The sequence below is a fragment of the Micromonospora sp. NPDC005298 genome, assembly GCF_040607375.1.
Taxonomy (GTDB): Bacteria; Actinomycetota; Actinomycetes; order Mycobacteriales; family Micromonosporaceae; genus Micromonospora.
In genome coordinates this window covers 93,584-116,530 of sequence record NZ_JBEXGP010000009.1, presented here as the reverse complement: position 1 = coordinate 116,530, position 22,947 = coordinate 93,584, and the positions used below count along the sequence as shown (strand labels likewise).

The 22,947-nt window shown below is 65.4% G+C and carries 8 protein-coding genes and 1 pseudogene; 2 read left to right on the top strand and 7 right to left on the bottom strand.

The window, feature by feature from the left end; all coding sequences use genetic code 11:
- Window positions 1-8: 8 nt before the first annotated feature.
- Genes ABZS77_RS16385 through ABZS77_RS16365 form a run of 5 tightly spaced genes read right to left on the bottom strand, consistent with a single transcriptional unit; the run spans window position 9 to window position 17,715 of the window.
- Window positions 9-2,240, bottom strand: a complete 2,232-nt coding sequence (locus ABZS77_RS16385; RefSeq protein ID WP_354823248.1) for a UvrD-helicase domain-containing protein — start codon at window positions 2,238-2,240, stop codon at window positions 9-11.
- Complete coding sequence (locus ABZS77_RS16380) at window positions 2,237-8,719, bottom strand: DEAD/DEAH box helicase (RefSeq protein WP_354823246.1); 6,483 nt, start codon at window positions 8,717-8,719, stop codon at window positions 2,237-2,239. The genes ABZS77_RS16385 and ABZS77_RS16380 overlap by 4 nt, the downstream gene beginning before the upstream one ends.
- On the bottom strand, window positions 8,707-13,794 hold the full coding sequence (locus ABZS77_RS16375; RefSeq protein WP_354823244.1) for a class I SAM-dependent DNA methyltransferase: 5,088 nt from the start codon (window positions 13,792-13,794) through the stop codon (window positions 8,707-8,709). The genes ABZS77_RS16380 and ABZS77_RS16375 overlap by 13 nt, the downstream gene beginning before the upstream one ends.
- Complete coding sequence (locus ABZS77_RS16370; RefSeq protein WP_354823242.1) at window positions 13,791-16,604, bottom strand: DEAD/DEAH box helicase; 2,814 nt, start codon at window positions 16,602-16,604, stop codon at window positions 13,791-13,793. The genes ABZS77_RS16375 and ABZS77_RS16370 overlap by 4 nt, the downstream gene beginning before the upstream one ends.
- 43 nt (window positions 16,605-16,647) lie before the next feature.
- Complete coding sequence (locus tag ABZS77_RS16365; RefSeq protein WP_354823240.1) at window positions 16,648-17,715, bottom strand: serine/threonine-protein kinase; 1,068 nt, start codon at window positions 17,713-17,715, stop codon at window positions 16,648-16,650.
- 303 nt (window positions 17,716-18,018) lie between these two features.
- On the opposite strand from ABZS77_RS16365, the pseudogene ABZS77_RS16360 reads away from it, so the two are divergent.
- Window positions 18,019-18,314: pseudogene (locus ABZS77_RS16360) on the top strand (IS481 family transposase); the annotation flags it as partial.
- Between the two features lie 6 nt (window positions 18,315-18,320).
- On the opposite strand, the gene ABZS77_RS16355 reads toward ABZS77_RS16360, so the two are convergent.
- The gene (locus ABZS77_RS16355; RefSeq protein WP_354823238.1) at window positions 18,321-19,346 is read right to left on the bottom strand and encodes a CBS domain-containing protein; all 1,026 of its coding nucleotides are present in this window, start codon (window positions 19,344-19,346) and stop codon (window positions 18,321-18,323) included.
- Window positions 19,343-21,148 carry a DUF262 domain-containing protein gene (locus tag ABZS77_RS16350; RefSeq protein ID WP_354823345.1) on the bottom strand — a complete coding sequence of 602 codons (1,806 nt, stop codon included), beginning with the start codon at window positions 21,146-21,148 and terminating at the stop codon, window positions 19,343-19,345. The genes ABZS77_RS16355 and ABZS77_RS16350 overlap by 4 nt, the downstream gene beginning before the upstream one ends.
- Window positions 21,149-21,710: 562 nt before the next feature.
- Here ABZS77_RS16350 and ABZS77_RS16345 point away from each other — a divergent pair.
- The gene (locus tag ABZS77_RS16345; protein ID WP_354823236.1) at window positions 21,711-22,586 is read left to right on the top strand and encodes an integrase core domain-containing protein; all 876 of its coding nucleotides are present in this window, start codon (window positions 21,711-21,713) and stop codon (window positions 22,584-22,586) included.
- Window positions 22,587-22,947 lie beyond the last annotated feature (361 nt).

The window sequence follows — 22,947 nt, the reverse complement described above, 5'->3', positions numbered from 1 at the left end:
ACGGAGACCTAACACTCCGAACCACCCTCTCGAGACCGCACAGCGTCTTGCTGCAGCAAACTTGCGGGAATAAATGGGCTTCTTGACCCATGCCAGAAGACGGCTAGGTCGTCGCGTGCTCGGGTGGCCGCGACGAACAGGCGGGATCGATCTCGGGCACGTTCCTGCCGATAACGCTTGGGATCATCGTTACGGAAACGGTCGATCGCACGCCGCGGAACGAGACCGTCGCTGGCACCGGCGATGATGACCCGCTGGTATTCGAGGCCCTTGAAGCGGTGCATGGTCCCCACATGCACGCCGTCCGGGCGGACCGGGCCATCGGGGCCAATTTCGACGGCTTGGATGCCTTCGTCGATGAGCCACTGGATCACGTCGTTGACATAATCCCTCGTGGGTACGCAGACAGCGGCCGAGCCGTCGGATGCGTTGCCCCAGGCCCGAAGCTGTCCGATGATCAACCCGCGTTCCTGAGCCCAGGTCGGAGCGCCACGGAAGGTCGGGGTTACGCCGTGCAACAGGGAACGATAGCCGTTGAGGGTGTCGGTTCCACCGTCCAGATCGTCGTAGGTTTCCCCAGTGAGCAGTTGGGTTGCGACCTTCAGGATCTCGCGGGTGGTGCGGTAACTGATAGTAAGCCGGGAGGATCTGCGGCCCCGGATATTGATACCGACGGTCGACAGCGCTACCTGATTATCGTAAAGCCGCTGGTGGGTGTCACCTGTGATGAACATGTCGTCCGGGCCGACCGGGGTCATGGCGCGCAAGAGGCGCCAGTGGGTGGGGCTCAGATCCTGGGCTTCGTCCACGACGATGTGCTGGTAGCGGTAGCGCAGGGTTTGGCCTGCCGTGTCCCCGGCGGCTTGGATGCGGGCTTCGCGGTCGAGTTCGAGTCGGGCCGCGCGGGCGGCGATCTGGCGCCAGGTCCAGACGCCTTCGCGGTCGAGTTCCTTGGTAAAACGCTCGGTGATTTGCCAGATGGTGTCTCGGTCGTCGCGGGTGATCGGCTTGCCGCGGCCGACGCGCCGCACGCGGAAGTATTCGTCGCGGGTGGTGGCGGCCTGGCCGAGGATGATGTGCGCCCATTCCGCGTTGAGGAACTCGGCGTCGAAGCGGCATTCGCCCAGTTCGAGCAGGAAGCTGTTCCAGCGTTTGAGGGCGGCGGTCTCGTCGATGACGCGGCGTTTGGCATCGGAGCCGGCCTCGTTGACGATGCGGCTGGCGAGTTTGTCGATGTTCACGATGTCGACGCGGGCGCTGAGATCCGCTCCGGCCAGGTCGAGCAGGCGGGAGCGCAGGTCAGCGGCGAGGTTCCGGTTGAAGGTGGTCAGCAGGATCGGCTTGTCCTTGCCAGGTTCGAGACGCTCGGCAAGGCATTTGACGCGGTGCAGGGCAACGATGGTCTTGCCGGTGCCGGGTCCACCGCTGACCCGCGCGGACCCCGGGTAGGGGTGGTTAGCGACCTTCCTTTGGGTGGGGTGCAAGAACACCTGCCAGCGAGCGAAAGATTCCGCCAGGATCGCCTGCAACGCGGAGTCGTCGGTGGTGACCTGGGTGGCCGGGTTGTTCGAGGCTGCCGCCCAGTCGTCGGTGTCGACGGGCTCGTCGGCCCTGACCGGAGTGGTAACGAGGTCGAGCACCTCGTCATAGGTCTTCCCGTCGTGCAGGGCGAGCAGAATGTCGGCGGTAAGGGCGGGCACACAGTCGGCGAAGCGCAGCAGGTCGTCATCGGTATGAAGGCGACGGATACTGGGGAGCAGAGGCTCCGCCACGCCCAGGTCGGTCAGTTGCTGATCGGTGTATGGGTCGAACAGAGCGGGAGCCTTGACAGGCTTCTCGGGAACAGCTGCCGGGTCGTCGGCGGGCAAGAGTCGGCCAACGATGCTGTCGCCGACTGCGGCAAGGTCGATGACCTCGATGCCGCCGGTGACGCGGTTGATCTGATACGAATACCGGTCGAGATCGTCGTAGACATCGCTGCGATGCCGAACTGACACGAGCAAAAAGTGCCGCTCACCGACGTTTAGCAGGATGGCGCGGTGCGCGTCGGTGACGCGCGCGGAGTACAGGCGTGAGCCTTTGAGTTGCTTGAGCCGCAGGCCGTGGGCTTGGGGGTTCTGCCGGAACTTCGACTGGAAGTTGTAAACGGCTCCGGCATCAGCCCGGGACAACGCGAGGATCTCCTTGTCCGCGCGGTCCAAAATCTGCAAGATAACCGGGCGTCGGCTGGTGTCAGTCATGCGTCTCCTCCGGTGACCAGGGCGGCAAGTTCGTCGATATCCCATTCCTTGGCCGGGCGGACGTGCCATCCTGCGGCAGCGAAGGCGGCGTCGCGGTCCTGCTCTTCGATCTCGGCCGCTGGGCCGTGAAGCCGTTGAACGACGGCTACCCGCAGGTTGGGCCAGGCAAAGTCGGCCTGCCAGCCGTCCTCATTCAGTTCGTAGCCGGCCACGGGGGCCGGTACCTGACGGCTGATCAGGCCATGCAGCAGCGCTTCCACGCCGGATTCCTCCAGGTCTGCCAGGTCGACGACACGTTGCCAGGCGGAATCGACCTCGTCGGTAGGTGCCGTCGCGGGTGGGGCTGATTCGGCGCTGCGACCGAGCCAGGTGGCGGTCTGCTCGTCCAGCGGTTCCGGGCGGTGGGCCGCGATGAGGCCGGTGCCCTCCGCTGCGGCTAGCAGCGTCGGATCGAACGAATCGAGGATGGTCTGGGCCAGTTGCGCGGCATCGCCGTCGCCATGCGCTAGGAACTGGATGACGTTGCCCCACCAGAGCCACGCCGCCCACCGGCGCTTGTGCCGTAAATCGGCACTTACCGTCGCGGCACGGTCATCAACGACGGTGAAGGCGGACCAAATCGGACGTCGGGGGTCGGTCCGCTGGTCGAGTACTAGTACAAGCGGGCAGCCGTTGGCGTCGTCGGCGCGGACAACGGTGATCCGGCCGCCGGCCACAGGAGGCGGCATCGGTTCGCCGTAGACCGCCGCACTCACGCTGGCGGCGAGGACGCTCGAGTCGGTGATGATGCGCTGATTGTCGGGCTGGCGGAGCAAGCCGGCCAAGGTGGCTTCGGCTCGGTTGCGCCAGAGGTCGAGGTCGGGGTCGCGCAGGAATTGCAGGAGCAGGTCGATCGGGTTGCCCCAAACGAGATTGTTGAGTTGCTGTGGATCGTTGCCCGTCCGCTGACGGTAGAGGTCGCGCGCGGCTTGCTGAGCGAGGCCCTGGTAGGGCGGCCATACCGGCTCCTGACGGAGGCCTTCGTTACGCCAGGACTGAACGTCGTCCCAGGTGATTGCGAAAACGTGCAGGTCGTGAGCCCGGAGCCGGGTGCGTTTGACGGTATCGTCGGCCAACCGGTTCAGTCCGGGTGGCGGGCTCGCGTGGTACTGGTAGCCGTCAAGGTAAACGGCGACCTCCTGCGCGGCGGCATCGAGGCGTTTGAAGTGCACGTCCGGCCGGGTGCCGGTGATCGTGTTCTGCAACTTCATCCGCCAGTGCACGACGCGGCCGTCAGGTGCTTCCAGTCGCAGGTCGGCAAAGCGAGCGCCGTCCGTGTCGGCTCGCCGGGTCAACCGTACGGTCGGGTCTTGCTCGGCCCAAGCGATGAGTTTGTGCAGGAACTTACGCTCCAACTCGCTCTCGACCAGAGGCGTCAGCGAGATCTGGTCGGCCGGCCCGGCGTCCGTGGAGATCTGCCAGTCGTCGAGGAGTTGGCGCAGGATCTCCAGCGCCTCGTCGCGGCTCATCAGCGGGAAATCTTCGTCACGGGCGAACCGCAGCAGGCACCGGTGGCATGCCTTGCGTCCCTCACGGTTGCACTCGCAGGTGGTGATTGTCTCGACGGCCGTCCTCAGCACCTCGTGGAACTCTTTGCTGGCCGACAAGCGGTGCAGGTACCCGGTTCCGGAGGGCTGGGTGTCGTACACGACCAGGAACTGACGGACATTGTCACTGCTGCTGTCGGCCATAGGGGCCCTAACGACCCGAAGGTGGTCCGGTTCGCCGCCGTACTTGACGGTTATGCCCAGCATGAGCGCGGCAGCGAAGGACACCACGCGTTCGTCGACGAGGGCGGTCGCGGCCGGGATGAGGATCCGCAGCGCCTCGGTCTCCAACTCGTGCACAAGCAGCAGCGGTGTGTGGGTGGCGGTGTAGGGCGAACGGCGGTGCCGGCACCAGGGCTGGTGGTGCTCGGTTCCGGGCGCGTTGCCGCTGGGCGCAGGGCTGGCCCCGGAGTGCGGGTCGGTGCCCGGGATGCTGGTAGCGGTCGGCGGCGGACCGTCTGCGGTGGTGCCGCCACAGTCCACGCAGGTGTAGAAGGGGTTGAGCCGCACCAGCGACCCGGCGAAGGCGTCGGCGGCAGGTCGGTCGAAACGGGCTGTGCCGAGGTTGAACTCGCGGATCTTCGCGTGTCTGGTGTAGTCGACGCCGAAGGTGACTTTCTTGTGGCGCCACGGATTCTCGATCGCGGTGATGTCCACGGCGAAGGTGGTCGTGTACCGCCGCTGGGCCCGCTCGTCGGAGTCATCGCGGATTCGCGCGTCGTCACGCCGGTCCCGGGAGCGCACGACCGTCGGGCGCAGAACGTAGTGCAGGCAGCCCGCGTCGGCGATGGCCGGCGTCTTACAGCGCGGACAGTTGCTGGTGTCAGCCACCGCATTGGCGGTGCGGACGTAGCCGCAGGACGGGCAGACACGCCAGCGCTCGTACAGCGGCCGGTCCGGCCTCCCAATCTCCAGGCCGTCGATGGTGTGCCGGTAGCCGCGCACGTAGTAGGTGTTGCCCGGTGCCAACTCGACCAGCGCGGTACGGGCGGGCCGCGAGTATTCGCGCAGCTCACCCCCGTACCGGCGATCTCCGTCGTCGGTCGGCTCCTCCCAGGTCAGGGTGGCGTCCAGCAGGATCCGGGAATCAATCAGCGAGTAGTTCGGCAGCAGCCCGAACTCGACCATGGTGGTGTGCGCGCTCGCACCGCCGATGTCGCCGAGGCGGTCGCCAACGGCTTTCCGCTCAGCCTTGAGCGCGCGCAGCTCGCGCGCCTGCGACGGATCGGACTGGATCAGATTGGCCATCGCCGCGTTGATGGCCTCCTTGCGTCGGCGCAACCCGGCGAGGCGTTCCTCCCAGCTCGCGACGAAGTCGGCGATAGCCGCGGCGATCCCGTCGGTGGCGAAGGCGGTCAGCTCGCTGGCCGCGCCTTCGTCGACGGCCCCGGCGAACAGGTTCAGGAAGTCCGCGACCAGCCGCTCGCCCTCGGCAGTAGCCGTGGCCACCAGGTCATTGAGCCAGCCTGTGTCGCCGAACAGCACGGACGCCAATCGCGGCATCGGGGCGACGTCGGTGAGCTGGTCCCGGGCGGCGAGGTCGATCAGATACGCCAGGTACTGCCGGCGCAGAATAGCGACCGCCGACAGGTAGCAACCTGGTGGGCGGATCTGGCCCGCGATCATGTCGCGCGGTTCGTTCAGGTAGTAGCGGTCGCGCTCCCGTCGCCCGACGAAGGTGAGCACCAGGGAATTACCGCTGGTGCGGCCCGCGCGGCCCGCGCGCTGCACGTAGTTGGCCGGCCCGCGCGGCAGTGAACCGAGGATCACCGCTGACAGGTCGCCGATGTTGATGCCCAGTTCCAGCGTCGGCGTACAGGAAAGCACGTTCGGGTCGGTGTACCGTTCGTTCTTGCGGAACGCTTCCTCGACGGTTTCGCGCTGCCCTCGGGTGAGCATGCCGGTGTGCTCGGCGGTCACCACCCGGAAGACGCCGCCGTCGAGGTAGAGACGCCGGTAGTAGTCACCCGCCGCAGTCGCATCGTGCGCCACGACGAACCGTCCGCCGCATCGGTATCGAAGGCACCGCTGCCCTACCCAATCGGGTACGCGGGTCGGCGGCACGGTCTGCTCCCACGCGCAGGAGTCACAGCGCACACCGGCCGCGGCGGCCTCGTCATCGCTGAGCCGGACCACGTCGATGTGCCCTGGCTGCAATCCATAGACGATTGTCGAGCCATCCACGATCGTCCGAGATGCAAGCACCCCTTCCCGAGCCAGGACCGCGAGCAACTGCGGAAGATAGCGGTCGGCTTCGGTGCGGGAGAGGCCGAGGCAGCGCATCACCCAGTCCTGGTACCAGTTGTTCGCCGCGGAGAGGATGTCGAACTCCGTACGGCTCTTCGGCCCGGTCATTGCGAACGACGGCGCCGACAGGCCGTGCGGGAAGGCGGGCATGCCGTCGGGTCGGCCGCCCCACACCTGCCAGCGGCGGCCACCCTGCTGCACGTACGGCTGCAGCCAGGTGTGCCGGACGCCTCCGCGGATCCGCAGCCGTTCGAGCAGCCCGCGAACCATGGTGGCGAAGGCAGCACCGTCGGGCAGCGAATCAAGCGTGCGCTGCGGTCCATCCAACAAGACGTCTCGGCACAGCGCGACAATCTTGGGCAGGTCGTCGATCACGACCTCGACGGAGGCCGTGCGGGTCAACTCCAGCGTCCGGCCCTGCCGTGACCGCAGGCCGACTTCCATCACCGCAGCGAACGCCAGGCGTTCCCCGATCAGCCGCCAGGTGTCTCGATCAGCCATGCCACCGGAGAGCAGCGCGTCGACGCCCGGATCGTCGTGCAGATCCGGCGGGACCACCGCGGCCAGCGTCGCCGGGTCGCTCGCGGCCTGAATCACGTCCGCGATGACCTCGTTGAGGCGCACCGGCACGCCCGGCGTCAACTGGTTGGCCAGCAACGCCCGGAGCGAGAAACTGTAAGACCGGTTGGCGACGAATCCCGCGCGATGCGCCGCGTCCTGCACCGAGTCGTTGAACAGCAGCGTCTTGCGTTCGTTGCCGACCAGCTCGCCACCGGTGAACAACTGGGTCACCGCTACTGAAGCAAGGCTGGCCAGGCCCGCGCCGAGGAACCGGATGCCGGCATCGAGCCCGCACGCCGGGCATCGGTCGTTCTCGGCATCGCGATCCCGGTACAGATCGCCCAGAACAACCACCCCACCGTTGGGCACGCCCGCACGGTCGGCTCCGGGGTTGAACGGACGGATCCGCGTACCGGATGCTTCGAGCACCAGGAGCCCGGCTCCGGTGCCGCCTTGAATCTCCTCGCCAGTCGCGGCTATCAGGGACCGTACTCGCCTCTTGTCACGTCCGACGCTGGCCCGGTAGATCTTCTCCGGCTCGCCGACTAGCTCCTCGGGGTCACGCTCTGGCGAGATCGCCGACCAGCCCGACCGGCCGCAGTGTCGGCAATAAATCGCCGGCAGGAGCGCGTGCCGCCGGTCGGCAACCACAGAGTCCATGTCCGAGGTCTCCACCTCGGCTCCCCGCGGCAGCTCACCGAACCATCCGAACGCCGGAGCCACAGCGACCGCACGCAGCAGCCGCGACACGACGCGCACCCACATGTGGGTCTCGACCGCCAACAGCGGCAGGTCGGGCTCCTCGGGCAGGCGCGCCATCGACAGCAACGCCACGAAGCGGGCCAGCGCGGTCGCTGCCAACTCAGGCTCGACGCGGAATGCCCGACCCCACGAGTACGCCCCCTCGCGCGGCACCAGCTCCAAAACTTCCGCGAAGGTCTGTGGCCGGTCACCCAGCACTCGCAGCACCGCCTGGGTCAGGATGTGCTTCCGCAGGCCGGCACCGAGGGCGATCGGCGTCAGGTCGTCGCTGCCGAGCACCGCCTCGGCGATCGAGCGCATCGACTCTGGTTCCCGAGACGGATCCGGGAACGCCGCGAGTTCCGCCGGCTCCGGCAAGGGGAACGAGAAGTCGATCTCCTTCAGAACCTCGTCCGCGCCGGCCCGAGACTCGCCGATTACCGAATGCTTGTCGAACTCGGTGGCGAACACCTGTGCCGCGACCCGGCGCAGATCCTCGACGACGTCGGCCGACCCTGCATACCCTAGGGTCGCCGACGTCGCGACCGGGCAAATGTCCCCCAGCGGTTGACCCTCCCGGGCTTGCCCGGTCACTGCGGCCAGCCGGCGAAGGAGCATCGCGACATCAGTGCCCTGAGCGCCGTCGTAGGTATGGAACTCGTCGAGCACCACGAACGCAAGTTCGGCGTCCTCCCACAGTTTCTTGTCGTCTGACCGCTGCAGCAGCAGGTCGAGCATCTTGTAGTTCGTGATCAGGATGTCGGGCGGGTTGTCGCGGATCTCGTGCCGGCTTGTCATCACCCGCGGATAGGTCACCTCGGCGACATCACCGATGTACAACCCAGCGGTCAGCCCCGCCAGCGCCGGCTCATTGACGAGGAGCCCGTTGATCCGCTGGGTCTGGTCGGTCGCGAGGGCGTTCATCGGGTAGAGCAAGACGGCTTTGACCCCGGTCTGTCCGGCCCTTCGGGCGCGCCGACAGTGGTCGAGGATCGGGTAGAGGAACGACTCAGTCTTGCCCGACCCTGTGCCGGTGGTGACCAGAGTCGGCTGCGCGGGACCGGTGACGGTACTCAGCCGGGCGAATGCCTTCGCCTGATGCTCGTATGGTGAGAACCCGGTCGGCAGCCAGTCCAGCGGCGACCGCCACTTCTTGCCGACCCGCCGGAACGGCATCCGGACGTGGAGATACGGCCCGCGGAAGATGCCCTGCTCCGGGTGGTTGAGGAACCCCGCGAGTGCCTCCCGGACGCCGGTGTCCGCAAGCGCGAACGTGGTCGTCAGGTACTGCGTCAACGTATGCCGCAGGCTCTCCGCGGCAAGCGTTGGCCTCACGGCCGCCACCCCGCATCCTTGGCCGCCTGCAGCCGCCCGCTGAAAACCGCATGCGCCTGCCGCATCTCCGTCGGTCGGTCCGCCTTGAAGAACGGCGCGGAGTATCCCTCCGGGGGCGGTGCCTGCGCAGGGTCTTCCAGGTGGGCCATCAACTGCACGAAGTGCTCCTTCGTCTGGCCGGTCCCGTATTGGTTGAAGTTCCCTGCGATCTTCCTGCCGTTCGCGTCGAACCACATCTGAGTCTCGTAGTCGACCAACTGCGGGAACCTCGACAGGTAGATAGAGACAAGTTCGTCTGCACCAACGCCTAACCAAACCGCAACTAGTGCATCCATTTCAACCAGCGCCGCACGCCGCTCCCGCTCAGAGCGCAACAGCGTTGCTCTGTCCCAGGTCGGACCTACCTTCTGCAACGGCGGCAGCCCAACCCATTTAACGGCCCAGCTCTCGTCATCGGACCACGAATTATCAAAGAGTTCCGACCACACTGGCGCATAGTTAGATGTCACGCAATTAAGGCGCAACGTACGCAAAAGCAAGGCACTTGATAGCGGGTGGCCGGATTCGGGGGCAGGAAGCATCTTCGCGTCGGTTGATTTGAGGTGCGATCGGCCTGAAACTCTGAGCGCATAGTCCAACAAGAGGGACGACCAGAACCCGACTACCAATACCGTCGCCCTGTTGTCACGTAGAGCCATCGACCTAACTGCATCAACATGAGTTGGACCCGGCGGTATAAGCGCAGGAAAAAGACTGCGCTCCGTTGAAGCAGGAATCATTTCGCGCCAGGCAACCCTGTAAAAGTCGCTGTATGGCCGGCTTGCAGCCGAGCGGAAGTAGTCCAGGATAGCCGTTTCGGTCGGCTCGACTGAATTTTTCCCGCGCAACTCGAAAACTGCATGACGCCTAGCAGCGACAGAGGAAGAGAGATCACCTAACCTACTCTGATCAATCCAGTGATCACGAGAAGAGATGGATCTCGCACCGCGCGCCATCACGTAGTCCGTCGATGGGACCGCGTCATCAGTAATCGTCGCCAGATCGACCGCTTTGTCAGTGTGCAGAGTGCGAGGAGGCTGCTTCGCAAAAGGATTCGAGATTGCAATCTGAGGACCACGAAGTACAACCTCATCCCATCGAGTTGACTGGCGCGTCTCGGAACGCATAAGGCCATCGCGCTTCGCGCCTGACTCATGGAAACCGCTCGTGATGCTGGGCGAAAGCGCCCCGAGTCGGGTACCCCGCGTCGCCAGCGCAGAGATGGCAGCCTGCTCCAGACTCGAGACCGGGTATAGCAGTTTTGTCTGACTAACATCTTGGGCCGGGTCGCCAGTAATGTGCTGCCAGTTCCTGAGAACTTCGATATCCACTTGGATTACCCGCTTTCGATGCGGGCGAAGATCCCAGACACCCTTAAACTTCAACCCCGGCACATCCCCAGAGCCATCATGATCCAACGATGGAATCAACACTCCGGGGTCGAACAGCCAGCACAAGTGGTAAAACCCGATACTGTCACGGGGGGGCCCGTAAACGTTGATAGAGAAAGGACGGTTCCAGTCGACATCAGCAAAGATTAGGCGCCTGTTGATGAAGTGAGCATGAAGTCGAAGGTGACGATACGTGGCCGAGCGAAAGACGCCCTCTCTGACACCGGTAAGATGACTGTCCTGGTGGATTAGAGCCGAGACACCGATTTGCCCAGAATTGACCCACGCCTGGCACATAAACGCTCGATAGAGATCGGGTTGAGTGCCAGCCAATAGCGGATACGAAGAAATCGATCCCAGGAAGGATGATGTCGCGGAACTCGACGCAAGGAATGCCAGGTACTCTAGGCGTTGAGCGTGGGCGCCCAGGACTCGCGACTTACGCCTTTCTCGCTCCTCAAGCGTGCGATCTTTCGCCAATTTGAACCAAGGGTCATTCTCGGCCAGAATAGCGTCGTCATCCCAATCTGGGCGCACCCAGGGCGGGTTGCCGACCTGCAGGTCGAATCCGCCGTTGGCGAAGACCTGGGCGAACTGCAGCTCCCAGTGGAAGAAGCCCTGCTGATCGGCGATCTCCTCGACCGTGCTGACCCACGGGAAGCGTTCAGCGATCCTCGTGGGTGGCTCCATGCCGGTCCAGCGAAGCAGCTCTTCCTCGTACTGTTCGAGGGTTTCGAGGTCGTGGAACGTGGCGACGAAGGAGTCGGCCGGGATGTCGCTGGTGCCGAGGAGCGCCTCGCAGAAGGCGAGCCAGTCGTCCAGACTCGCGAGCGGCACCTTGCGGGCGAGCCGTACGGTGATCCGCTCTTTGCTGATCTTCTTGTTCGAGGGCTGGGTGGGGGCAGCGATCGTGAGCTGCTCGGGTTGCCCGAGGTCGGCGAGGCTGAACAGACCGTCATCGCCCCATCCGGTGAAGGCCGGTGGGTCTTCAAGGACCACACGTTCCTCGATGCGCGACACCGATGTCGCCGCCTGTTCGTACTCGGGTGCGCTGCCGTCGAGCAGGCCGACGCGGTCGAGCGGCCAGAACCAGAGCGCACACCAGGCGTTCATCAGGGTCTTGAGGCGCCAGTAAGGCGCGCCGATGGCTTCGAGGGCGGCGAGGATCTCTTCACGCGGAGCCGAGTCGTCGGCGTCCGGCAGGCCGGTCGCGCCCCAGACGTCGATGTGGCGGCGGACCATGTCCTCGGACAATTTGATGCGTTGCCGGACTAGGTCCCAGAACAGCTCCACTCGACCGGCGAGGTTCTGAAGCCGTCGGAGCTGGGATGGCGATCCCTTGGTTCCAGGTTGGTGCAGGATGCCCCGGCGCCAGTCGCGGAGTCGGGCGGCGTCGTCGGGTGCCCAGGTGCGGGCTTCCTTCTCCTTGGCGACGGCTCCCCATCCGTCGGCGGGTAGCAGGAAGTGGTGGATCTCGTCGTCGGGCAGCTGGCCGTCGCGGAAGGGCCGGTCTTCCGGCGCGGTGGTTAGCCAGGCGCGCTTGGCCAGGGCCTTCTTGGGGTACGTGCGGCGGCCAGCGCCGATGAGCGAGTTGCCGTGCCGCAGGTGCAGACCGAACCACGGTGCCTGCAGGCCCGCGTGCATGACGTTGAGCCAGATCGACACGTCGGCCAACTCGACCGCCATGGGGTTGAGGTCGACGCCGTAGCAGTTATGCAGCGCGATGTACGCCTTTGTCTTTTGTAACTCGATGGCGTACTGCTCGGGGTCCAGGGACTTCCCGGTCTCCTCCTGCGCGCGGCGCAGGTACTCGGCCGCAACCTGGTTGATCGCCTCGTTGAGGAAGGCGCCGGAGCCGAGAGCCGGTTCGCAGATCGTCCAGGTGAGTAGGTCCTGCGCGCGCTGCGGCGGGCGCTCCTTGATCAGTTGCTTGAGAGCGAGGTTGACGGTGACCTCGGTCAGCGAGGGTGGGGTGTAGTAGGAGGCGCTGGTCTGCCGGTCCCGGCCGGCGAGTCGGTAAACGAATGAACCGGCCGGGTAGCGGACCCGATCACGGCGGCCGGTCTCCTCATCGGAGCGGGTGACGAAGACTTCGTCGGGGAACGCATCGACGGCGGAGGCTCGGATCATCCAACTGCCGTCGCTCGCGTCGCCGCCCTTTGCAACCTCGTACAGCTCCTCGTCGGCGATGAAGCCGGTATACGACATCAGCCCCTCGTACACGGCGCCGAGCTGGTTGATGCCGAGTTGGGCGTACGAGATGAAGCCGCCGCGTTGCTTCTTGCTGCCGCGGGTGAGCATGAGCAGTCGCAGGACGGTATGCAGGGTGGCGTTGCGCAGCCTGGTGTCGATCGTCCGCGCGTCGGGCTCGTCGGGGTCGTCATCGGGGTGAATGAACGCCTTGGGCCCGATGTGTTTGATGGTGCCGTCCAGGAACAGGTTGGACTGCAGCGGCTCGAACCGGATGCCCTCGCCCTCGCTCGTCCCGTCAGTGACCTCGGTGCCGCCGCGCTCGTGGTAGCCGCCGTTGACCTTGTGGAACAGCAGGTCGAGCGACTCGTACAGGTGGAAGCCGTTGGCGGCGGCCTCGCCGACGAGTGGCCGGGTGACCAGGTCGCCGAGCCGGGTGAGGCTGTAGCCCTCCATGTACTCGGGATAGTCGACCGGCAGCACACCGAGGTCGGGGCGGGCCTCGGCGTAGAGCAGGAACAGGATCCGGTAGAGGTACCGCAGGGCTTCCTTGGCCAGGGAACGTCCGAGATCGGTCGCGTCCATGAGCGCTTCGGGGCGGACTCCGGCCTGGGCGATCCGGGCCAGAACCTCGTTCGCGATGTGCTCGACGGACGATCGGATGCCTTCGCGCAGTTCCGTGGAGACGCCGACGGCGTTCTGGCGTGAGCCGGCGACCAGACCGGCAAGAGGTTCGGCGCCGCCTTCGGGCGGAGGACGCAGAGCGTCGGCGCTGAACAATGCGGCGATGACGTCGAGTTCCCCGGCGGCGCGGGTGTCGTTGCGAGCGTACGCGGCGTCCAGCCCGGCGGCGAGGTAGCGGCCCTCGCCCCAGGTGAGCCGGTCGGTGAGAACCAGCACCCCTCCGCAGAGGATGAGCACGTAGCGGGGCGGCTGTTGTTCGGCTCCGAACAGCCAGCCGGCCAGGGCGAACCCGCCCTCGATGCGTTCCCGCCGGTCCAGCTCGACCGGGTAACGGAGCCGACCGGCGTCCTCGCCGGGATCGACCACTTCGTCCGGGTCGGTGGCCCAGCCGCACTCGATGACCGCGATGCCCGGCTCGGCGTGCGCGACGACGACCTCGTGTTCGCGGCCGGCGCGCTCCATGGTGATCGACTGCGGTTCGCGGTGTGTCGAGCCGGGTTCCAGGTAGCCGAGCCGGGTCAAAACGGTCGTGTGCAAGTCGTGCAGAATGGCGCGGCGTTTCTCCGCGTCGCCGAGGTCGGCCAGGTCAGTCTTCGCGTCAAGGTAGTCGCGGCGCAACGCCCGGATACCGACACGCGGGGTCGACCGGCCATCGGTCTCCTCCTTCCCCCACCGCGCGAGCAGGCCCTCGTCCTTCTTCTTCAGGTCGCGCGGCAGAACTTCGGCGAGGTAGTAGGCGGACAGGTATTCGCCGCGATTGGCGATCGCGTCGAACGTCATCGTCCTTGCGCCCCTTCATCGATTCGGGCGACGAGTACGGCGAGCAGCCGCAGCAACGGTTCCCCATCGGTGGCGAGCCGCCCGACCAGTTCCTCCTGCTCGGCGACCGTCGTTTCGACCGCGCGTCGGCGGCGACTGCGTTGCCCGGCGCTGCTCTGGTCCTCGTCGAAGAGGCTGGCCTGCTCCCATCGCTGAAGTTGCCGGCGGTAGTCGCGAATCGGCTGCTCGACGATCTCGTCCCAGTGCTGCCGCTCCGCCGCCAGATGGCTGCGGGCGACGTCGATCGCCGCGGGAACCCACTTCTGCAGCGATTCCAGGTCGAGCAGCGCCAGCGGATTGGTCATGTCCGGACCGACCCGGGCTGCCGCAAGCGCGTCGGACAACGACGTGACGACGGGTTGCCCGGTAAGACCGCTCACGGCCATCCAGTCGACCACGGTCGGCTGGCCGAGACGGTTGCAGTAGACGCCTTGGACCAGGTAGGTCGGCTCGATCACCTCGGCCAGGAGCACCGGCGCCTGCTGTCGTCCGAGCCGGAGGAGGACCTTGTCGACCAGCCACTCGACCATCGGGTGAACGTCGCTGACGAACGTGACGTCCGGCCATGCGGTCTTGCTGAGCCGCCGTGCCTGCGCCAACTTTCCTTGGGCCACGTCCCGGTCGAAGGTAACCCGCAACCGCAGCCCTCGGTCGGTGCGCTGCGACGCCAGATAGGAGCGCGGCAGGTCGGAGAGGCGTGGGGAGAGGTCCGGCGGTACGTCGAAACTGAGCAGTCCTGGTTCCCGGCGCAGTCCGATGGTGTCCTCGGCTGCGTCGAAGACCTCGTTCAGCGCCTGGTCGACGAAGGCTTCCGTGCTCTCGAACAACGTCGGGACGGTCGCCTTCTCGGGCACCGGACTGCTGGGAGTCTCACCCACGCCACCCAGCAGGTCGGCCAGCACGTCGCGTTCCTCGGCCGCGTTCAGTGATTGCTCGACAGTTTTGCCTGCCAGCAAGTCCTGGACGAGCCGACGTTCTTCCCGCTCCGGCAGGTACTCGCCGGTGACCGCCTCGGCGCTGCCCAGGCTGCGATGGGCCTCCTCCTCCCGCTTGAGCAGGTGCTCGGCGACAGACCGGTCGTCGAGAGCGCCGTCGACCGACGACGTGAGGATCAGCGCGTCGAACTGCGGCTGATGTTGCTGCCCGTACCGGTCGATCCGGCCGTTACGCTGCTCGATGCGGATCAGACTCCACGGCAGGTCGTAGTGGATCAGATGGTGGCACTGCGTATGCAGGTTGACGCCCTCGGATGCGATATCGCCGGTGAGCAGCAGCCGGACGTTGCTGCCGGCCAAAGAAAACTCCTCGACGATCTGCTCCTGCTCTCTGTCCGTACGGCCGCCGTGCATGACGCGCACGGCGGCCTTGGACAGCCCGAGTCGCCCGGGAACAACCTCGGCGAGCCATTCAAGGGTGGACACCCGCTCCGAGAAGACAACCACGCGTCTGTCGCTCCTGGCCCCGACGCCGATGTCGGTAAGCAGAGTAATCAGAGCGGCCAACTTCGCCGAGTCACCGTCCGACATGACGCGGGCTAGGTCCCGCAGGCGGGTCAGCGCGGCGCGTTCACCGGGATCGGTGCAATGTTGCGAGCCGAGCCGGTTACGGACGGTGTCGGCCAAGGCTCGATGCGAGGACAGGAACGACTTGATCAGCGTGTACGGCAGCAATCGTCGTCCAGCCCCTGCGCTCACCCCATCCTTTGCCAGCCATGTAGTCGTCAGCTCCTGGAAGATCGCTTCCTCCGCCAGGGTGGCCGCGCAGTGCGTCGGCACCGATGGGCCCCTGTCGGCCCACTGCTCGCCGATCTGGTCACGAACTTCAGGGCTGACTTTGGTCCGACGCAGATAGACGTGGGCGATGTCGGCAGCGCTGTAGTTGTCTTTGTCGGCGATGGCGGCGGGATCAAGAAGTCGGATGAGGTCAGCGAACGAATGCTTGTCGCCGTTGTGCGGTGTCGCGCTGGCCAACAGCAGAGCATCACTGCGTGAGGCGAGCAGCCGGGCAAGCCGGCTACGCAAGCTGGTTCCACCGATCAGATTGTGCGACTCGTCGATGACGACTGCATCCCAATAGACGTTCTTTAGATGGTGCTCGTACTCGGCGACTCGCTTCAACGTGTCGATCGAGATGATGATCCGCCGGAAGTACGTGAAGGGGTTCCGGCCGGCCGGGATCTCGCGCTGGATCCGCTCCAAGCCAGTGGAGTCGAGCCGCACCAGCGGGATTGAGAACCGCGTCCACATCTCCCGCTGGAACTGGTCCAGGATGTGCTGCGGGGTGACCACCAGCATGCGCTCGCCTCGGCCGCGGCGCATCAGCTCAGCGAGAATCATGCCAATCTCCAGCGTCTTGCCCAGACCCACCACGTCCGCGAGCAGGATCCGCGGACGCAACCCCGACAGCGCCAACTCGGCCGGCCGCTGCTGGTAAACCAGCGGGTCGGCGACGAACCCTCCGGACAACGCCAGGCCGGGCTCCGACCGCGGCAGCGGCGTCCGGCGCAGGACCGCCTCCAGGAAGAGGCGGCTACGCCGGAACTGTGGCGAGTTGTCGGTCACCAGCACGGTGTCCTCCGGGCGGAGAACCTCGACGGTGTCGATCTTCGTGAAGAACGTGGCTGGCATGTCCCGGACGTATTCGGAGACCCCGATCGCCTCGATCTTCGTCCCATCGTTATCTGTAGAAACCGCTCGCTTGACCAGCCACTCCTCGTCTCTTACGAGGATCCGCGCCCCCGGCGGAAAAGGTGACCGGTGTTCCGTGCTCATATCTCTCACACCCGTGATCTCTGGTTGGCGTCCGTCGGGCTCGTCAGAAGCCGGCGTCCCGGGCGTACTTGGTCCGCAGTTCGTCCGCCAGCCAGCGCACGTCCAGCTCCGGTGGCGCGGCGGAAGCCGGAGCCGACTTCGGCGCTTCCGGTACCGGATCGGGTCGATCTTTGACGTTCTCCGGGTCGGCAAGGGGATCCGCCAGTTCGGGCGGAACAGCGATCGGTGGTGGAGGGGCGGAAGTCGCCTTAATCAGACGTCGACGGATAGTGGCGATGGTCTGGCCGCTCGCCTTGGCCAGTGCGATGAGCTGGTCGTGAACCACCTTCACGCCAGGCCGCGCGGTCGGCTCGTGGGCAAGCATCAGACCTACCAGTGTCACTAGCTCCTTCGGTACGCCGGTCAGGTCGGGCTGGACTACGGGGTCACTGATGCGATGAGCCAGCACGATACCGCCCGGCCCCGGGTACAGCGGACGGCCGGTGACCGCATACGCGAGCGTCGCACCCAAGGCGTAGACATCCGTGGACGCCTGCAGGTCCTGCTCGGCCCGTACCTGCTCCGGTGCCATGTAAGCCAACGTGCCGACCATGCGGCCAGGTTCGGTCACCTGATGATCGCGATCCAGTAGTACCTTTGCGAGCCCGAAGTCGATCACCTTCGGCCCGTCCTTGCTCAGCAGAATGTTCTGCGGCTTGAGATCCCGGTGCAGCACACCAGCCTCGTGGATCTTGCTCAGCCCGTCAGCCAACTGGGCCCCGAGCACAGCGGCCAAGGCAACTTCGAGCGGCCCTGAACACTCCACGTACTGCCGCAGTGTCGGCCCTTCGATGTACTCCACCGCCAGCCAGGGCGGCTCATCGTCCAGGCCAGCGCCCTCGAACCGAGCTACTCGGGCACCGTACACAGTCTTGAGATTGACAACCTCCAGAGCGAAACGCTCCCGGAAGTCCGCGTCGTCGAGCAGCGGGCTCTTAATCACCTTCACGGCCACCCCGTCCGCCGTCGGCGAGAGACCAAGGAAGACCTGCCCCATGCCACCGGCTCCTAGCCGGCCCACAATCCGGTACGGGCCGATCTGCTTCGGATCCGCAGCCAGCAACGCTTCCATGCCACCGCCCCGAGTCCGTGCTCACCGGAGGTCGAAACGTATCATGGACCATCACGGACGGTCACTACGGATTCCGTGCCCCGGTTCGCAGCGGTACACGCACCAGGAGCCTTCTTTCCTTATTGCACCGAATGATCGTTTGCCTTCCCGGCTTGTTGAGTCGAGGTCGAACTGAGGGCGTCAGCCGGCGGTGAGGCCAAGCAGTTGCAGCAGATGGTGCGCGGCGAGAGCTAGCTGCACTGCCCAGGCACGTTGGGTGAGGTTGTGTGACGACACGACTTGGCGGATCTTGATTGCGAGGACCGCAAAGTGGTGCGCCTACGGTGGAAACACCGCCTGGGACCGGAGGCGATCACCGACCGCCTCGACATGGCCTCATCGACAGTGCATGCAGTGCTGACGCGGTGCCGGCTCAACCGGCTCTCTCATCGACCGGGTCACCGGCGAACCCGTGCGTCGCTACGAGCACCCGACTCCCGGGTCGTTGCTGCACGTCGACGTCAAGAAGCTCGGGGAACATCTCCGACGGCAGCGGCTGGCGCTACGTCGACCGCGCCAAGGGCCAGAAGAACCGCAACGCCACCGCAGGCAAGCCGCGTCGTTCGTCAGAGAAGTTGTTTGAGCAGACCCGAAAACTGGTACAGCTCGTCGGTCTGCTGCTCGCTCAGCGGCTGCTCGTCGAAATGCGCGATCTTGTTGCGAATAATTCTAACTCGGTCGAGTTGGGCTACGAACTGAACCCGGTCCACCCCGGTCCATCCCAGTGTCGTCCAGTTGGTGTCGGCGAGCTGAGCCAGCCGTGCGTCCTGCTGATCGGCGGCCAGCAACTTGAAGTAGTCGCCGAACATCAGTTGCGAGAAATCGCCGGACTGATACCTCCTGCCCAGCGCTCGGACCGGATCGCCCGCCAGCTTGGGTCCGAGACACCGCCGGATGCGAAACTCGATCTCGCCGACGAGGAAGAACGGTTGGGCGAGGGTGTGGAAGCGTGCCGTGATGTCAGCACCCGTGATGATCCCGGCGAAGGTGCCGTTATTCTCCCGCACTAGAAGGTATCCGCACCGCTGGAGTTCAGGCAGACGCGTGAAGAGGTCGTGGTGCACCTCGGCGAGCGGCAGGTCGTCCCGGACCATCGCGCTGGCCAGGGTCGGCACCTCGCCCTTTTCGTAGCGAGCGGCGATCGAATCCCACGTGATGACGCCCTTGAGGTCGGCAAGGCCGTCGATCACTGGCAGTTGCGAGTAGTTCTTCTGGCGCATCCTGTGGGTCGCGGTGCTGAGCAGATCGCCGGAATTTACCGATTCCACCCCGTTGCGAGCCGAGGGAACATCGCCGATTTTGAAGGACTGCTGAGGCAGCGTGCCGGGGAGCACCTCCTCTTCGGGTTCATCCTCGATTGCGGCGAACAGGCTCTTCGCAACGACCAGCATCTCGGTCGAAAGTCCGCATGTCGTGAACGACGGGCGGGTGTCCAGCCCGACCTCGTGCAGTGCCTCCTGAATCATCGGCACGGTTTGGTGGTTGCGCACTCGCGTGCCGAACATGGCGAGGAGGTCGGAGGTTCGCAGGGTCTTGCCCTTGAGCGCGAGGAGTTCTTCGTGGGTGGGACGGTGCAAATGAACCATGCTCATCGGTCCGACTCGGCACGGAAGACTGTGCGCTTACCCATCGCCTCGTTCACCAGTTCAACCAAGCGAGCGGACCGGTCGGCGTAGAAAGCGTCGAAGTCGTCCTTGTGCAGTGTGGCTGGATCGATGACGTGGGTGGCGACAACATCGTCGAACCATTCGGGCCGTGTGCCGGCCTCTCGGGGTAGCACCTTGAGGTAGCTCGACGGTGACCCGATGAGGCTTTTGCTCGCCCGGTAGGACAGCGGGGTCTTGTTCACGATCGAGTTGCCGCGGTTGTCGTCGGGACAGTTTCGGGTGAGCCAGTGCTTCGGGAACACCTGCCGGATCGCTACAGCGTGCTGGATGAGAGCGCTGGCGGTCAGTGGCCCCTCGCTGTGGTACCAGTCGACCGCCCCCTGCTTGACGAGGAGCGCATAGATTCCCTTGTAGGCGGCGCTGTTGCGGGTGGTCAGGGTGTCCAGCCGGTCAGCCAGGAAGGCCGCCTCAATGATCGTGTCAGGCAGGCCGGTCCGCGTGGAAGACATGGACGATCCGTGCGATTCGCCTCTCACCGCCGCGATGAGCTGCTCGACGTCGCGGGTGAAACGACTCTCCGTGGCCCCGCCATACATCTCGCCCAGCACGCCGCACCAGTACCAGCGGGTGAGCAGTTCACGGGTGCCCGGATCCTCCGCCTCACCGTCGAGGAGGATCGCCCGCACCGCGGCCATCGGTACAAGTTGGGTCCGGTAGGGCAGGTCGGCATGGCGCACGATCAACTGCTCGCTGAGGAACTCACCAACCCACTCGAACGCACTCGCGACCCGGGGCGCGATCCTGATGAAGTCCGCCAGCGGCAGGTTCAGAAGTTCGCGCCGCTTGCAGGAAACCGCCATGGACGGTTTCTCCCGCTTGCGTTCCCAGGTACTGACGAGCGTGACCGCTTGAAGGAAATCACTGCTGCTCAGCCCGTCGTCAACACCCTGCTCGGTACGTCCGAACACCGGATAGGAGGTGGTCAGGCTCTTCTTGATGTCGTGCCAGGCGTCCGGCAGCCGGTAGTAGTCGCCGTGGGTCCGCTCGTACTCGCCGTCGCCGGCATAGGTAGCGGTCAGCAGCTCGAATACGTTCAGCGGAACACCGCCGGTGTTGACCCGCTCGAACACAGAGCACACTGCGTCCTTAGTGGTTGAAGCGGCAAGTTTGATCATGGGGATCTGGAAGGAGCGGACGTTATGCAGAATTTCATGCTCGAACTTGGGCCACAGATCCCAGTTGGCCTCGTCCATCAGGACGAATTCGCGCTGCCAGGCGGTGACCTTACTGCTGTCGAAGACGATACTCAGAGGAAAATGCCTTGCCTGGCATTCCAGTGTCCGGCTGCTGAGGTCGAGTTCCACCCGACGGGCGAAGTCCGAACGCAGAACCCGATCCTTCGGTACGGACACGATGGCCTCGTCCCGGTCCGTGGATGAGCCGACGGCCTTAACAATGTCGACGTAGTACCAGCGCTCAAGTTCTCGACCGCGCTCGTCGGTGGTCCGCACCGGCTGGTCGAGGTGCAGAGCCTGGAACAGAGAGGTGAGCCGCTGTTGACCGTCCAGCAGCAAGAGGTCAGGGGCGGTGGACCGACCGGACTCCGCACCGGTGAGCGCGCGCGGCCTGAACGGCTTCTTGCCACCGGTTTCGAGAGTCATGACGACCCCGAGCGGATAGTCGAGGGTGACCGTCGCGATCAGCTCTCGGATGCGCTGGTCGTCCCACTTCCATTCACGCTGGAAATCCGGAAGTTGAAGCACTCCCGACCCGATGTCTGCCAACACCGTCTGCAACTTCGGACTATCAAGAGCCACCGAGCGTTCCCCCTGGCAATCATATGGCGAGCAGCCCTCGAAGGTATCGACGATCTAGACCAGATGTCAACGCACAAGTCCATGTTGGAGTATGACCACCAAGGCCTGTCGTCAACCCCTGCAAGAGGCGCCGGGATGAGGGTCCGCGGTTGCCGTGCCAGAAGACGACGAGGAGGTGTTCCCGTGCGGGGGTGGCCGCGACGAAGAGTCGGGGTCGGGGCCGGTCTCGGGCTCGTTCCTGCTGATAGCGCTTGGGTCGCTACCCTGAAGGCGATGGATGCCGTGTCGGGGGACGAGCCCGTCGCTGGCCGGCGATGATGAGCCGCTGGTATGGGAGACCCTTGAAGCGGTGCATGGCCCCGACGTGCACGCCGTCGGGAGGGCCGGGCCCTTTGCCGGCTTGGCCAGCCGTCAGCGCGTCGCGTCACCGTCACGCTCGGCGAGCGACGAGACGACCGACCGTGCCTGCGAGCGGCGATACGGCCCAAAGGCGTCGCGCAGACCGAAGCGCCCGAGGTGGAGGCCTGCCCTTGTGCTGCGGTACGAAGCCGCCCGGACGGACCGGCGCCGGCACCGGGATCTGATCGCTCGCCGGCACGCCCGGCGTTCCCGATCTCACCAGGCCGGACGGCCACGAACCGTCCGGTCGGTCCGCCGGCTGGTCCTGCGCCTGGCCCGGGAGAACAGCACCTGGGGATACCGCAGGATCCACGGCGAACTGCTCGTGCTGGGCGTCAAGGTCGCCGCGTCCACCGTCTGGGAGATCCTCCACGAGACGGGTGTCGATCCGGCGCCCGAGCGCACCACCAGCACGTGGGCCACGTTCCTGCGCACCCGGGCGCAGGCCGTCATCGCCGCCGACTTCTTCGAGACGACCACGCTGACCGGCGCCCGTCTCTACGTCCTCGCGGTCATCGACCATGCCTTATGCCGGGTCCGGTTCCTCGGTGCGACCGGGCACCCGACCGCGGCGTGGGTGGCCCAGATCGCCCGCGACCTGGTCATGGACCTCGAAGACGCGGGCTGCCCGGTGAAGTACCTGATCCGCGACAGGGACGGCAAGTACCCCGCCGCGTTCGACACGATTCTCGACGACGCCGGCATCACCATGGTACGCACCGGTGTCCGGATACCTCGGATGAATGCGATCATGGAACGCTGGGTACGGACCTGCCGCCGCGAACTCCTCGACTGGACACTGATCCTTAACCAGCGGCACCTACTGCATGCGCTGCGCGGGTACGAGATCTTCTACAACGAGCACCGCCCGCATCAGGGCATAGCCAACGTCCGACCACTCAGACCGCTACCCGAACCGATCACCGACCCGCACAGGCTCGACCGCCTGAACATCCGTCGTCGTGACCGCCTCGGCGGCATCCTGCACGAGTACGACCATGCGGCCTGACCTGCCCGGATGACATTCTCGGCAGGTACAAGTCCGCGCTGGTGAGGCTGCGGCCTGAGCCTATGCCATGCAGCAGCGTAGGAGCGCTTAGCTCGCTGCTACCTAGGTCCGATCGGCGTTAGTGATCACGTCATCCCGCCAGACGAAGCGGCGTCCGAGTCTACGCCACGAACCCGCCGCCGAGACGCACCGACGGTTAACGACGGTCCAGCAGACCGTGGCTGCACTGCGTCTACACCAGGCATCACGACGGCCACGTCCGCCGAAGGCAGGTCGATAGGACTTCTGCCCCTTGCCGAAGAGTGCATCGCTCCGTTCGTCGTTCAACTGATCGGTGAATATGCGCTGGAGATCGTCCGAC